Raw genomic sequence first — 13,823 nt, 5'->3', positions numbered from 1 at the left:
GGTTCCGGACAAGGTGTCCGTCGCGCGGGCGGCCAGCACGGCCGGCACGTCGAGTCCGCCGCGGAGGGCCACGTAGCTGCGCAGGCCGGAGGCGGGCGTGCCGAGGGTAAGGGTTTCCCCGGCGAGCAGCGCGAAGGGTGCTTCGGCGGGCACCATGCGCTCGGCGCCGTCGGCCCCGGTGATGGTCAGCGGCACCGGGGTGCCGCTGACGGCCACCACCTGGTCGCCGGCTGCCTCCAGCACCAGCCCACCCAGCACGGTCTCCAGCCCTGCGGCCCCGGCGGGATTGCCGGCGAGCCGGTTGGCCCGGCGCAGCGCACCCCGGTCCAGCGCACCGGACGCGGTGACGCCCAGGTCTGCAAACCCGGGCCTGCCCAGGTCCTGGATGGTCGTCTGCAGGCCGGGGGAGAGCACCACGACGCCGTGCGCCGGCCTGGCCGGTTTGGCCGCCGCGGGTGCGGGCCGGCCGATTTCCACCAGTTCGCGGACCGGGCGGAACCGGACCCTGGCGCCGGGCCTGACCAGGGCGGGCTGCTCCCGCGACGGATCCCACATGCGTTCGGCGGTGCGGCCGATCAGCTGCCAGCCGCCGGGTGATTTTCCCGGATAGACGGCCGAGTAGGATCCGGCCAGGGCCACCGAGCCCGCGGGAATCGCGGTGCGCGGGGAGGACCGGCGCGGTACTTCCAGGCTCGGGTCCCCGCCGGCCAGGTAAGCGAAGCCCGGGGCGAAGCCGCCGAATGCCGCGGTCCAGGTCTGGCCGGAATGGGCGGCGATCACGCCCTCGATGCTGAGGTTGGTCAGCTGTGCCACGGCGGCGAGGTCTTCGCCGTCGTACAGCGTGTCGATCACGACCAGGCTGTCCGGCGCCGGCGGGACGGCAGCCAGGTCCGCGGCACGCACCCGGGCGGCAATCCGCGCGGCCGCCGCCGTCGATGAAGCGGTGACCAGCACGGTCCTGGCCGCCGCAACCACGTCCAGCTGGCCGTCTTCCGGTGCCGACGCGAGCAGGGCCCGGAGGCTGAGGACCTGTTCCAGGCCGGACAGTTCCACCAGGATGGCCCGGTCCCCGGCGGGACGTATGCGAACAGGAGTCTGCAGGGACATCTACACGAAGCTTTCGATGCTCACGCCGGCCTCGGTCAGGGCGGCCCGGACGGCGGCGGCCATGGCCACCGCCCCGGGGGTGTCGCCGTGCAGGCAGATGCTGCGCGCCCGAACAGCGACAAGGCTGCCGTCGGCGGCCCGGACCGGTTGGCCGGTGGCGATGCGCAGCGCCTGCTCGGTGACCGCCTCGACATTGTGCAGCACGGCGCCGGGCAGTGTCCGGGAGACGAGGCTGCCATCGGGGTTGTAGGCGCGGTCCGCGAAGGCTTCGGCCACCGTGCGCAGGCCGGCTGCCTCAGCGGCATGCTGGATCTCCGAATCCGGCAGTACCAGCAGCGGCAGTGCCGGGTCCACGGCCGCCACGGCCTCGGCGACGGCGCGGGCCTGGGCGGGATGCCGGGCGATGGCGTTGTACAGGGCGCCGTGCGGCTTGACGTAGCGTACCCGTGTCCCGGCGGCACGGGCGAGCGCCTGCAGCGCGCCGAGCTGGTAGATCACCTCGTCGGTGAGCTCGGCCGCAGGCACGTCGATGAACCGCCGGCCGAAGCCGGCCAGGTCCCGGTAGCCCGGATGGGCCCCGACAGTGACCCCGGCCCGGGCCGCCGCCGCGGCCGTGTCCCGGATCGTGCCGGGGTCTCCGGCATGGAAGCCGCAGGCCACATTGACGCTGGAGACCGAGGAGATGATTGCCTCGTCGTCGCCGAACGACCAGTTGCCGAAGGACTCACCGACGTCGCTGTTCAGATCGATGGTTGCCACTGTGGATCCTTCCGTCAGCTCGTTGCCATGACCCGCGACAGGAAACGCCGGGTACGCTCATGCTGGGGGTTGCCGAACAGTTCGGCGGCGGGGCCTTCTTCCACCACCACGCCCTGGTCCATGAACACCACCCAGTCCGCAACCTCGCGGGCAAAGCGCATTTCGTGGGTGACCACCACCATGGTCAGCCCCTCGGCTGCCAGCTCGGTCATGACCTGCAGCACCTCGTCCACCAGTTCCGGGTCCAGCGCCGAGGTCGGCTCGTCGAACAGGATCGCATCCGGGCCCATGGCCAGCGCCCTGGCGATGGCCACCCGCTGCTGCTGGCCGCCGGAGAGCTGGTGCGGGTACTTGTCCGCGTGCGCCGCCATGCCCACCTTGCGCAGCTGGGCCAGGGCCCGTTCCCTGATCTCCGCGGAGCTGCCCTTGCCCAGCTGACCCGGGGCGAACGTGACGTTTTCCAGCACGGTCTTGTGCGGGAACAGGTTGAACTGCTGGAAGACCATGCCAATGTTTTCGCGCGTCTTCGCCAGCTCGCGGTCCGAAACGGGCCTGCGGCCGCCTGGGGTGTGCCGGTAGCCCACCGGTTGCCCGCGGTAGAGCACATCCCCGGAGTCAATGGTCTCCATGGCGTTCAGGGTGCGGATCATGGTGGTCTTGCCCGAGCCGGAGGGCCCGATCACGGCCACGACTTCACCGCGGTGGACCTTCAGATCCACGCCCTTGAGCACCTCGGTCTCGCCGAAGGACTTGCGTTCGCCGGCGGCCTCCAGCACCACCTCGCCGGCGTGCTCGGTGGCTGCACGGGGAGCAGGCACCGGTACCTCGTCGGCCTGCTGCACCAGGGTGTCGTTGACCTTGGCCCGGAGTCCGCGGCGTTTGACATCCAGGCGCCGCTCGAAGAACTTGAGTGCCTGGTCGAAGACCGTCACCAGCAGTACGTAGTAAATGGCGACGGCGAGCAGGGTCTCCAGCACCTTGAAGTTCTGCGTGTAGAGGCGCTGGCCCACCAGCAGGATTTCGGTCAGGGAGATGGCTGAGACCAGCGAGGTGAGCTTGATGATGGTCACCAGCTCGTTGCCCAGCGCGGGCAGCGCCACCCGGAAGGCCTGGGGGATGACGATATGCCGCTGCACGCCGCCCCAGGGGATGCCCAGTGCGCGGCCTGCCTCGCCCTGTCCGCCGGCGACGGCGGACAGGCCGCCGCGGTGGATCTCCGAGATGTACGCGGTTTCGGAGAGCACCATGGCAATCAGCCCGGCCATAAAGGGCGAACCCACGACGGCCCGCAGTTCGGGGATGACCTGGGGTGCGTTGTAGACGAAGATCAGCAGGACCAGCAGCGGCAGCGAGCGGAAGAACCAGACATAGACGTCCAGGATCCTGCGCAGCCACCGCTGGCGGGACTCGCGGCCCAGTGCCACCGCCATGCCGAGGACCACCGAGATGCCCCACGCCAGGGCGGAGAGCAGGATGACCGTCAACGCGGCGGCCCAGAAGTCCTTGTGCCCAAACAGGCCGGCCAGGTAACCCCAGTCGAAGCTGAAGCCGCCCTGCTCGGCGCCGCCGGAGCCGTCCGGGCTGCCCAGGGCCGCGGCCACCTGCTGGTCGCTGGGTTCGGCGAGGTTGTAGTCGCTGAGCAGCCGCTGGTACGTGCCGTTGGCCTTCAGCGCGGCTACGCCGTCGCGCACCTGCTGCGCCAGGGCGTCGTTGTCCTTGGCGACGGCGAGGCCCACCGGCACCGGGAACAGCAGCTCCTTGCTGGTGATCGCCAGCTTGCCGTTGGAACTGTCGACGGCGGTTTTGGCGACCGCGGCGTCGGTCACCTGTGCGTCCACCTGGCCGGCCAGCAGCGCCTGGGTACCCTCGGAATCCGCGGTGAAGTCGCGCACGTCGATGGCCTTGCCGCCGGTGGATTCGCACTGCTCGCTGGCGGTGCCGCGCAGCTGGGTGGCCACTTCGCCGCCCTTGATGACCGCCACCTTCAGGCCGCAAAGCCCGGCGGCGTCGGCAACCGGTGCCGCGGACGCGGGGGTCACAATCGAGTTGCCGGTGGTGAAGTACGGGATGTAATCCACTTCCCCGGCCCGCTCCGGGGTGATGTACAGCGCTGAGGCCACCACATCGAAGTGGTCCGACTTCAGGCCGGTGATCAGCTGTTCGAACCGGGTGTCGACGAACTCCGGCTGCATCTTCATTTCTTTGGCCAGTGCCCGCATGAAGTCAGGATCGAACCCGGCCGGTTCGCCGGCCTGCAGGTAGGCGTAGGGAGGGTAGGTCAGGTCCGAGCCGATCCGCAGCGTGCCGTTGTCGGCGGAGGCTGCCTGTGCGCTGCCGAAAAGCAGTGCCGAGACGATCAGCGCCGCCAACACGGCTCCCGCGACCTGCCGGGCCCGACGCATGAGTGTGGTCCAAGTCATGCGCCGAATCTACAGATTGTTCAACAATCGTGTCAATGCCATTACGGCGCGGAAATACAAGGATTACGTTGACGGCGCGGTTTTTGGCCGGATAAAACATTCCGCTCGCTGCAATGGCCCGTGTTTTGACACCTGATCGTTGAACACTGCTAGGCTCTCTCCATGACACCCGAATCGCGCGCTGGGGAAAAGCCTGCGGTCCCTGCCGCCGAAGCCGTGCAGGCTTCGCTGCGGCAGAAGATCATGGAGGGCCGGCTGCTGCCGGGCGTGCGCCTGATTGATCATGTGCTGGCCGATGAGTACGGGGTTTCCCGCAATACCGTCAGGGATGCGCTGCGGCTGCTGACCACGGACGGGCTGGTGGTGTCGGTCCGCAATGCCGGCAGCTCGGTCCGGACCCTGACGGCCGGCGACATTCACGACATCTACACCGCACGCCGGCTGCTCGAAACCGGTGCCGTCCGCCAAAGTGCCCGTGCGCCCGACACGCTGCTCGCCCAAGTGGACCTGGCTGCCTCTGCGGGCGAAGAGCACGTGCGCGCGGGCGACTGGAAAAAAGTCGGCACCGCGAGCCTGGCGTTCCACCAGGCGGTGGTCCGGCTCGCCGGATCGGTACGGGTGGACAGCTTTTTCAACAATCTGGCTGCCCAGCTGCGGCTGGCCTTCGCGGTCATGCCGGACGAAAGCGCGTTCCAGGTCACCTGGGTCGCCTGGGACAGACAGATTGCCGACCTCATCCTGGCCGGGCGCAGGGACGAAGCCTGCGCCCAGCTCACGGACTACCTCAACGATTCGGAAGCCCAAATCATCGACGGGGTGCGCGCTGCCGAACGCGGCCGCGCCGCCACTGCCAGCCTGGAAAGGACATCATGACCAACGTACAAGCATCCCTCACCGATGCGGCCTACAAAGGCCCGGCACTCGAGGTGGACAAGGAGTTCTACGGCAACATCGCCCGTTCCACGGACTCGCGTGAACTGGTGGATTCCTTCCTCATCCCGATCCGGTCCGGCAAGGCCTGGAAGGTTCCTGCCGGGCACGTGTGCCGGATCCTCACGGTGGACGGGCCGCAGGTGGGGGACCTGAACATCTGGAACTTTAACAACCCGCGCGAGCGCTTCTGGGCCGCGCGCACCCGCCAGCTGCAGGCCGCGCACGTGACCACCTTCGACCGGCTCTGGTCCAACCTGCCCTACCTGCGCCCGCTGGCAACGATCACTGCCGACACGCTGGAGGGCTATGGCGTGGACGGCGAAGGCGGCCGCGTCCACGATACGCTCGGCACCCGCTGCGACCCCTACGTGAACCGGATGCTCACGGGCGAGGATTTTGACTACCACTGCCACTCCAACCTGACCCGCGCCGTGCTGCCCTACGGACTGACCGAGTTCGACGTGCATGACGTGCTCAACGTCTTCCAATGCACCGGGCTGAACGATAAGGACCAGTACTTCATGAAGTCCTGCCCGGCCCAGGTCGGCGACTTCTTCGAACTCTTCGCCGAACAGGATCTGCTGATGGCCCTGTCCACCTGCCCCGGCGGGGACCTGTCCGTGCCGATGTGGGGCGAGGGCGCCCATGACCCGGTCGAGGTATGCCGGCCGATCGGCATTGAGGTGTACAAGGTCGGCGCCGACGTGCTGGGCGGCTGGGCCTCCCCGGGCCTGCCCGAGTATGCCGGCGCCCACGGGCTGAAGGCCCCGGCCTGGGGCGAGGCCCGCTCCTGACATGGTGGCGGGCGCCCCTTTGGGCGCCCGCCACGGGACCCCGGCCCGGCTACGCCCCCTGGCTTTCGCTGCGCTCCTTCTGCCAGGGCCAGCGGCCGGTGATTTCCAGCTCGAGCGAGAAGCTGAGGGAAGGTCCGGATCACCACGATGACGGCGAGCACGCCGACGCTGGCAAACGTCGGCGTGACGGCCACCGTGCGGATGATGTCGGCCGCCACCAGCAGTTCCAGGCCCAGCAGGATGGACCTGCCCAGCAGCTGCCGGTACGCCCGGTAGGGCCGGCGCCGGAAGGCCAGCGGGATGGACACCAGGGCGCCGACGACCATCACGACCACGCCGGCCAGGTCCAGGTATTGTCCCACCACTTCAATAAACGGGCGGAAATCCTTGCTTCCTCTTTTCGCCGTCGGCCCGGTCCGGATCATCCTCCGATCCGGTCGATCGTGAACGCGGCCAGGAAACCGGTGGCGGCGATCAGTCCGGTGAGGATGTGGTGTTCCTCGAAGGCCTCGGGGATCATGGTGTCCGCGAGCATGGCCAGGATCGCCCCGGCCGCAATGGCGGTGATGAAGGCGACCAGCTCCGCCGGCGAACCCTGCAGGGCCGCATAGCCGACCAGGGCCGCAAGCCCCGAGATCACCGCGATGCCGCCCCACACCCCGAAGACATAACCGGCGCTGCGCCCGGCCTTTTTCATGCCTGCGGTGCTCGAGAGGCCCTCGGGGACATTGGAGATGAACACCGCGGCCAGCATCGCCGGGCTCACCGCCCCGGCCGTCACCAGCCCGACGCCGAGGACCACCGATTCGGGCACGCCGTCCAGCAGTGCCCCGACGGCGATGGCCGTTCCGCTGCCGGGTTTGTCCTGCTCCGAGGGCTGCTTGCCGCCGGAGCGCTTCCGGTGCTTGGCACCGTGGCGGGCCAGCAGCGCATTGGCGGCCACATAGACCACGGCTCCGGTGAGGAACCCGCCCACCGTCGGCCACAGGCCGCCGCCGTTGACGGCCTCCTCGACCAGCTCGAAGGCCAGGGCCGAGATCAGCACTCCGGCGCCAAAGGACATCACCGAGGAGACGATTTTGGCTGGAATGCGCCATTTCCAAGCCAGGCCGCACCCGACCACCAGGGCCGCTCCGCCCACGGTGCCCCAAATCCAGGCCTGCATCCACATTGGCATCCCGCAACCCCCTATCGTGCCCGGATCCTGCCGGCACCGGATCCGCCTCAGCGGACCCGGTACTGCTCCGCGTCTGCGCTGCGCAGGGCCAGCCCGTTCCCGGGGCTGTCACCGGGCCGGACCGCTCCGCCCTGCGGGTCCAGGGTTCCCTCGAAGAACAGGTTTTCGATCCGGACATGGTCGTGGAACCACTCCAGGTGCCGGAAATTCGGGGTGGCGGTCCCGACGGCGGCGCCCAGGTGGGGCGCGCAGTGGCCGGAGACCTCCAGCCTGTGGGCGGCCGCGACAGCGGCGATGCGCAGCCACTCGCTGATGCCCCCGCACCGGCTGATGTCCACCTGCAGGCAGTCCACTGCCTGCGCGGCGCACATCCGGCGGAAATAGAACAGGCCGGTGCCGTACTCGCCGGCGGCCACATCGGCGTCGACGGCGCGCCGCACGGCCCGCAGCCCGTCCAGGTGGTCGCTTGAGACCGGTTCCTCGAACCAGCTCACCTGCTGGTCCGCGGCCGCATGCAGTACCCGGATGGCCTGCTTGGCCGTGTAGGCGCCGTTGGCGTCGACGAACAGGGCCGTGTCCGGCCCGACGGCGGCGCGGGCCTGGCGGATTCGGGCCAGGTCGCGGGCCTCGTTGGTGCCCCGGTCCTGGCCGATCTTGATCTTCACCCGCGGGATCCGCTGCTCGTGCGCCCAGCCGGCGAGCTGGCTGCGCAGCTGCTGCTCGCTGTAGGTGGTGAACCCGCCGCTGCCGTAGACCGGCACCTCGGCCCGGGCCGCCCCGAGCAGCCGGTGCAGCGGCAGCCCGAGGAGCCGTGCCTTCAGGTCCCACAGGGCGCAGTCCACCGCGGAGACCGCGTAGGAGGCCAGCCCGGTCCGGCCGGTGTTGCGCACCGCCCGGGCCATGGCCGCCGCCGCGGCCGGAATGTCGAAGGCATCGGTTCCGGCGACGGCCGGGCCGAGCAGCCCGGTGACCAGCCCGGCGCAGGCCTCCGGCGCGTAGGTCCAGGCCATGCCGCTGTGCCCGGCCGCGCGGGCCTGCACCAGCACCAGCGTGGTGGAATCCCAGGCGAAGGTCCCGTCTGCCTCCGGGGCATCGGTCGGGACGGTGTAGGCGGCGGCATTGAGTCCCATGACTGCCGTCCGGGCCCCCTGCATCCCTCAGTCCTCCCGGTGGGGAAGGAATTCCTGGATCTTGGTCTTGACCCCTTCCTTCATGATCCCCCAGGCGCTGTCGTCGCCTTCGGCCAGGGCCTTGGCGGTGTTCAGCGCCTGCTCCAAGGTGGCGTGCGGCGGGATGGGCGGGATGTCCGGATCGGTGCGCACATCCAGGACCGCCGGCCGGTCGGCGCCGAGTGCCTTCTCCCAGGCCGGGCCGAGATCGTCGGGGTTGTCCACGGTAATTCCCTGCAGGCCCAGGCTGGATGCGAATCCGGCGTAGTCCACGTCCGGCAGGGTCTGCGACTCGTGGAACGACGGCGCCCCGCCCATGGCGCGCATTTCCCAAGTCACCTGGTTCAGGTCGTTGTTGTGCAGGATGGCGACGATCAGCCGCGGATCGGCCCAGTTGCGCCAGTAGCGCTGGACGGTGATCAGCTCCGCCAAGCCGTTCATTTGCATGGCCCCGTCGCCGGCGAAGGCGATCGCCGGCCGGTCCGGGTGCCCGAACTTCGCACCGATGGCGTACGGCACGCCCGGGCCCATGGTGGCCAGGTTCCCCGAGAGCGAGCCGCGCACCTCGCCGTGGAACTTCAGCTGGCGGGCATACCAGTTGGCGGATGAGCCGGAGTCCGCGGTGACAATCGCATCGGCCGGCAGCCGGTCCGAGAGTTCGGCGAATACGCGCATGGGGTTGACCGGGTCCGCCGACACCATCGCCTCGGCGCGCATTGTCTCCCACCACCTGGCCACCTTGCCCTCGATGCCTTCGCGCCAGGACCGCTCCTGCTTGCGCTCCAAATGCGGAATCAGGGCGCGCAGCGCCGCACCGGCGTCGGCCACGATGTTGTATTCGTAGTCGTAGCGCAGCCCGATCATCTTCGGATCCACGTCGATCTGCACGCCGCGGGCCTGGCCCGGCTCGGGCATGAACTGGGTGTAGGGGAAGCTCGAGCCGACGGTGAGCAACGTGTCGCATTCGCGCATCATCTCGTAGCTCGGGCGCGTGCCCAGCAGGCCGATGGACCCGGTGACGTAGGACAGGTCGTCGGGCAGCGAGTCCTTGCCCAGCAGGGCCTTGGCCACGCCGGCACCGAGCAGGTCCGCCACTTGGCGCACCTCCGCGGCCGCACCGCGGGCACCGTGTCCGATCAGCATGGCGACCTTGGTGCCCTCGTTGAGCAGCCGGGCGGCGCCGCGTACGGCGTCGTCATCGGGCTGCACGCGGGGCCAGGCGGTGCCGAGGCTGGAGGGCACCATCTTGAAGTCGTGGGTGGGAGCCGAATAATCCAGTTCCTGGACGTCGGCCGGAATGATGACGGCGGTCGGGGCGCGCTGGGAAACGGCGATGCGGATGGCCCGGTCCAGCACGTTGGGCAGCTGTTCGGGCACGGTGACCAGCTGCACGTAATCGGAGGCCACGTCCTTGAACAGGGTCGGCAGGTCCACCTCCTGCTGGTAGGAGCCGCCCATCGCGCTGCGGGCCGTCTGGCCGACGATGGCGACGACGGGCACATGGTCCAGCTTGGCGTCGTACAGCCCGTTGAGCAGGTGGATGGCGCCCGGGCCGGAGGTGGCCATGCACACCCCCACGCGGCCGGTGAATTTGGCGTAGCCGACGGCTTCAAAGGCGGCCATCTCCTCGTGCCGGGCCTGGATGAAATTCGGCTGGTTGCCGGCCCGGCCGAACGCTGCGAGGATCCCGTTGATGCCGTCGCCGGGGAACGCGAAGACCTTCTCCACGTCCCATTCGCGCAGGCGGGCGAGCAGGTAGTCGGCCACTGTTGGTGCTGCCATGATCATTCTTCCTTTGGACTCGGGAGGACGCCGCTGCGGGCGCCTTCGGCGAGGACGGCGGCCGTGCGGGCCGCCAGCGCCATGATGGTCAGGGCCGGGTTCGCGCTGCCCTGGGTAGGCAGCACGCTGCCGTCCGTGACGAGCAGGTTCGGAACCGCGAAGCTGCGGCAGTTGCGGTCGACCACGCCCCGGCGTTCGTCGGCCGCCATCCGGGCGCCCCCGACCAGGTGGGCGTACCGGTTGATGGTGATCACCTCGGCCGCCCCGGCGGCGGTGAGGATCCGCTCCATCACCTCCTGCGCCGCGGACATCAGCTGCCGGTCGTTGTCGCACTGGCTGTAGCTGAAGCTGGCCACCGGCAGGCCGTGCCGGTCCTTCTCACCGGCCAGGGTCACGCGGTTCTCCGCCAGGGGCAGGAACTCGCAGAGCGCGCCGAGGCAGGCCCAGTGCGGGTAGTCGCTCATGTACCGGCGCAGGTTGGCGCCCCAGTGCCCCTGCGCGGCGACATGTTCGGCCCAGGTGATCGGCAGCGGGGAGACGCACTGGATGGAGAATCCGCGCTTGTACGGTTTGGCCGGGTCCGTTTCGTAGAACTGTTCGGTGCTGGCCTCCGGCGGGGGCGCCTTCCACATCCGCACTTCCGCCTCGAAGCGGCCGGCGGTCTGGGGTGCTCCCTGGACCATCAGGTACCGGCCCACCATGTCGAAGTCGTTGCACATCCCGTCCGGGAACCGGTGCGATGTGGAGTTTAACAGCAGCCGCGGCGTCTCGATCGAGTAGCCGGCGACGGCGACCATCCGGGCGCGCTGGAAGCGTTCGACGCCGTGCCGGGCGTAGTGCACGCCGGTGGCCCGGCCGGTGCGTTCGTCGAAGCCGATCCGCGTCGCCATGGCCTCGGCCCGCACTTCGGCGCCGTGGGCGAGGGCGTCGGGGATATGCGTGATGAGCGGGGACGCCTTGGCATTGACCTTGCAGCCCTGCAGGCAGAAGCCGCGGTAGATGCAGTGCGGCCGGTTGCCGAAGCGCCCGTTGGCGATCGCCACCGGGCCCACCTTTGCCGTGATGCCGCAGGCCCGCGCCCCGCGCAGGAACAGCTCCCCGTTGCCGGACATCGGGTGCGGGCGGTGCGGATAGCCGTGCGGATCGCCCCACGGCCAGTGTTCCCCGGCCACCGGCAGCTCCTCCTCGAGGTCTTCGTAGTAGGGGCGCAGATCGGTATACTCCAGCGGCCAGTCAGCGCCGACCCCGTCGCAGCTGTTGGTATGGAAGTCGCTGGGGTGGAAGCGCGGCGTGTACCCGGCGTAGTGGACCATCGACCCGCCCACGCCGCGGCCGGAGTTGTTCGAGCCCAGCGGCACCGGATCCGTCCCCGCGATGACCCGCGGCTCGGTCCAGTACAGGTGGTGGGAACCTGCCTCGTCGCTGACCCAGTCCCGCTCCGGATCCCAGAACGGGCCGGCCTCCAGCGCCACCACACGCCATCCGGCCCGGGCCAGCCGCTGCAGCAGGGTCGACCCGCCGGCACCGCAGCCGACGATCACGAGGTCGACCTCGTCCTCGTCCGCGAAGCTGTGCATGTCCCGGCGCAGGCCGTGGCCGGTTCCGGGGGAGGGCGGCAGCAGCCAGGCGGATTCGTTGCGGCGGCGGACGCCGGTCATCCTCCACCTCCGCGGGTGCGCGCCGGGTCCTCGTTGGGCCGGGTATCGCGCACCTCGAACGGCTCCAGCCGGTCAACACCGAGGTTCTTGTAGCCGCGCGGATAGGCCGGGCCGGCGAAGCCGATCTCGTCCCAGGCCCACGGGTGGGCGTAGAAGGCGGTGCAGGCGTACCGGGTCCACAGGCTCCAGAGCCGGTCGGCGGGGAAACCGTGCCACTGCCCGTTGTGCAGTTCCTGGATTTCGTGCAGCAGCCGGGCCTGCCGGATGCGGGACACCTCGGCGAAGCCGCGGTCCCAGCGGGCGTGCGCCTCCTGGTCGAGCGCGGCCAGCGAGGCCTTCCACGCCTCGCCGTCCCGCGGCATGTCCTCGTAATGCCAGCCGTCGGTTTCCTCCTCCGCCAGCCGGGCATCGACGAGGTTCACCACCGGAACCCGGGGCTCGGCGTGCTGGTCCAGGAGCTGGTCGAAGAGCGCCCGGGCAACCGCCTCCTCGGCGGGGGTGAAGAAGCGGATGTCGGCGGGGCGCCCAAGCCGGGCCATGACCACCGCGGCCGTGGCCGGATCCCAGTGCCGGGCCTGGGCCAGCGTGCTGAACCCCGGGTAGCGGCCGCCGGGGGTGAAACCGCTCACCGCTCCCGCCTCAGGACCGAGGCGAGCAGGCCCAGGCCGCCGACCAGGGTGACCAGCAGCGGGGCGAACAGCGGCGGCCCCATCTCGACGTTGTAGCGCAGGTTCGAGAACCCGCCCGGCTTCTGCCGGATGCCGCGCAGGTGCAGCCACGTGCCCTGCAGTCCGTTGGCCACGATGGCGGCGCTGGCCAGCGGCAGAGCGGTCTTGGCCGCCCGGTGGCTGACGACGCCGGCCACGCCGGCGGCAGCGCCGACCGGCCCGAGGGCCACCGGCGCCCACATCCATTTGTTGCCGAAGCTGGCCTTGTCATGCTCGAGATAGATTTCCGCGGCCGTGACCAGCGCTCCGGCGGCGGTCAGCCCCGAGAGCGAGCGTTCGAACCGGCCGGTCCGCACGTTGCGGACGAACCGGTCGATGCCGTGGACCGGCTCGGCGTGGCCGCGTTTTATCAGGGGTTTCATCGGGCTGCTCCTTCAAGCCGGGCGGGGGACTGTCCGTCGTGCCGTCCCGGGAGGGGACCGGACAAACAAGTGCGCCGACGCAACCTTTGTCCGAAGGCAACCACCGGGAGGATACTGGGGAATGTGAACGAGCCTGCTGCCCCCGGTGCCGTGTCCCCTGCCTCCGAGCGGGAGGTCGAGGCCGTGATGGGCGCCGCGAACGTGCTCATGGGTGTCGCCGCCCGGTCGGTGGCGGAAGTGGAGGACATTGTGTCCAGCCCGCAGCTGCGGGTCCTGGTCCTGATCGACTCGCGGGGGCCGCAGAACCTCGGCGGCGTGGCCGCCGAACTGGGGGTGCACCCTTCCAATGCCACGCGCACCTGCGAGCGCCTGGTGGTCGCCGGGCTGATCAAGCGGCGCGATGATCCGGCCGACCGGCGGTATGTTCGGCTTGAACTCACCGCGCGGGGGAAGGAGCTGGTGGCCACGGTGCTGGACCACCGGCGGCAGGCCATCGCGGAGGTGATTTCACGCATGCCGGCCGGTAAGCGCAGGGCGCTGGCGGAGGCGATGGAGGCCTTTGCGGCCGCCGCCGGCGGGGACGGCACCACGGACGGGCGCTTCACGCTCAAGTCGGGCGCCTGAACCGCGCTCACCGCGAGCCCCCGGTGACCGCAACAACGCGGGACGGTGTTCGCACGCCGGTCCCTCCTTTGAATCCCGCCGGCTTCGATGGCTTGGGCGGCCGAGGAACGAGGTGCTCGGCCTGTGGTGCTTGAAGCAGGACCGTCTCTATATGAATCTTCCCGCAATTCTTGCGATGGCGCAATAGTATTCGGGCCTGGCCGGGGCACTCGGCGGCCCGCCCGGCGGCGGAGGAGGCGGTGCCGGGCGGCGGGAACCGCTCAGGCAGTTCGGCGGTGGCGGGAGCCCGGAAGCCTTGCCGGGCGCCTTC

At 69.9% G+C, this 13,823-nt stretch carries 12 protein-coding genes and 2 pseudogenes; 3 read left to right on the top strand and 11 right to left on the bottom strand.

Annotated elements, in window-relative coordinates:
* The 4 genes and pseudogenes from ACFQ36_RS14790 to ACFQ36_RS14775 form a co-directional block, all read right to left on the bottom strand.
* Positions 1–1,107, bottom strand: a 1,107-nt coding sequence (locus ACFQ36_RS14790; protein WP_377014865.1) for a carboxyltransferase domain-containing protein, incomplete at its 3' end; no start/stop codon positions are given.
* The gene (locus tag ACFQ36_RS14785) at positions 1,108–1,866 is read right to left on the bottom strand and encodes a LamB/YcsF family protein (protein ID WP_377014863.1); all 759 of its coding nucleotides are present in this window, start codon (positions 1,864–1,866) and stop codon (positions 1,108–1,110) included.
* Positions 1,867–1,880: 14 nt separating this feature from the next.
* On the bottom strand, positions 1,881–2,684 hold the full coding sequence (locus ACFQ36_RS14780) for an amino acid ABC transporter ATP-binding protein (RefSeq protein ID WP_377014867.1): 804 nt from the start codon (positions 2,682–2,684) through the stop codon (positions 1,881–1,883).
* Positions 2,685–2,762: 78 nt separating this feature from the next.
* Positions 2,763–4,268 (bottom strand): annotated as a pseudogene (locus tag ACFQ36_RS14775) (ABC transporter permease subunit); the annotation flags it as partial.
* 180 nt (positions 4,269–4,448) lie between these two features.
* Here ACFQ36_RS14775 and ACFQ36_RS14770 point away from each other — a divergent pair.
* Both ACFQ36_RS14770 and ACFQ36_RS14765 read left to right on the top strand, forming a co-directional pair.
* Positions 4,449–5,159: a GntR family transcriptional regulator gene (locus tag ACFQ36_RS14770; RefSeq protein WP_377014861.1), complete on the top strand. Its 711-nt coding sequence runs from the start codon at positions 4,449–4,451 to the stop codon at positions 5,157–5,159.
* Positions 5,156–6,013, top strand: a complete 858-nt coding sequence (locus ACFQ36_RS14765; protein WP_377014859.1) for an urea carboxylase-associated family protein — start codon at positions 5,156–5,158, stop codon at positions 6,011–6,013. Before ACFQ36_RS14770 ends, ACFQ36_RS14765 begins: the two co-directional genes overlap by 4 nt.
* Positions 6,014–6,062: 49 nt before the next feature.
* Here ACFQ36_RS14765 and ACFQ36_RS14760 read toward each other — a convergent pair.
* The 7 genes and pseudogenes from ACFQ36_RS14760 to ACFQ36_RS14730 all read right to left on the bottom strand — a co-directional run bounded on the left by ACFQ36_RS14760 (position 6,063) and on the right by ACFQ36_RS14730 (position 12,889).
* A pseudogene (locus ACFQ36_RS14760) lies at positions 6,063–6,438 on the bottom strand (DUF1622 domain-containing protein).
* The gene (locus ACFQ36_RS14755) at positions 6,435–7,190 is read right to left on the bottom strand and encodes a ZIP family metal transporter (protein WP_377014857.1); all 756 of its coding nucleotides are present in this window, start codon (positions 7,188–7,190) and stop codon (positions 6,435–6,437) included. The pseudogene ACFQ36_RS14760 and the gene ACFQ36_RS14755 overlap by 4 nt, the downstream one beginning before the upstream one ends.
* Positions 7,191–7,237: 47 nt before the next feature.
* Positions 7,238–8,344, bottom strand: a complete 1,107-nt coding sequence (locus ACFQ36_RS14750; protein WP_377014855.1) for an enolase C-terminal domain-like protein — start codon at positions 8,342–8,344, stop codon at positions 7,238–7,240.
* A 3-nt stretch (positions 8,345–8,347) separates the two neighbouring features.
* On the bottom strand, positions 8,348–10,141 hold the full coding sequence (locus ACFQ36_RS14745) for a thiamine pyrophosphate-requiring protein (RefSeq protein ID WP_377014853.1): 1,794 nt from the start codon (positions 10,139–10,141) through the stop codon (positions 8,348–8,350).
* 2 nt (positions 10,142–10,143) lie between these two features.
* Complete coding sequence (locus ACFQ36_RS14740; protein ID WP_377014851.1) at positions 10,144–11,799, bottom strand: GMC family oxidoreductase; 1,656 nt, start codon at positions 11,797–11,799, stop codon at positions 10,144–10,146.
* On the bottom strand, positions 11,796–12,428 hold the full coding sequence (locus ACFQ36_RS14735) for a gluconate 2-dehydrogenase subunit 3 family protein (RefSeq protein ID WP_377014849.1): 633 nt from the start codon (positions 12,426–12,428) through the stop codon (positions 11,796–11,798). Before ACFQ36_RS14735 ends, ACFQ36_RS14740 begins: the two co-directional genes overlap by 4 nt.
* Positions 12,425–12,889 carry a hypothetical protein gene (locus ACFQ36_RS14730; RefSeq protein ID WP_377014847.1) on the bottom strand — a complete coding sequence of 155 codons (465 nt, stop codon included), beginning with the start codon at positions 12,887–12,889 and terminating at the stop codon, positions 12,425–12,427. Before ACFQ36_RS14730 ends, ACFQ36_RS14735 begins: the two co-directional genes overlap by 4 nt.
* 123 nt (positions 12,890–13,012) lie before the next feature.
* On the opposite strand from ACFQ36_RS14730, the gene ACFQ36_RS14725 reads away from it, so the two are divergent.
* On the top strand, positions 13,013–13,513 hold the full coding sequence (locus ACFQ36_RS14725; protein ID WP_377014845.1) for a MarR family winged helix-turn-helix transcriptional regulator: 501 nt from the start codon (positions 13,013–13,015) through the stop codon (positions 13,511–13,513).
* Positions 13,514–13,823: the final 310 nt, after the last annotated feature.

This window comes from Arthrobacter sp. GCM10027362, from assembly GCF_042679445.1.
Lineage (GTDB): Bacteria > Actinomycetota > Actinomycetes > Actinomycetales > Micrococcaceae > Crystallibacter.
The sequence above is the reverse complement of the archived record's forward strand: the minus strand, read 5'-3'. Positions and strand labels throughout refer to the sequence as shown.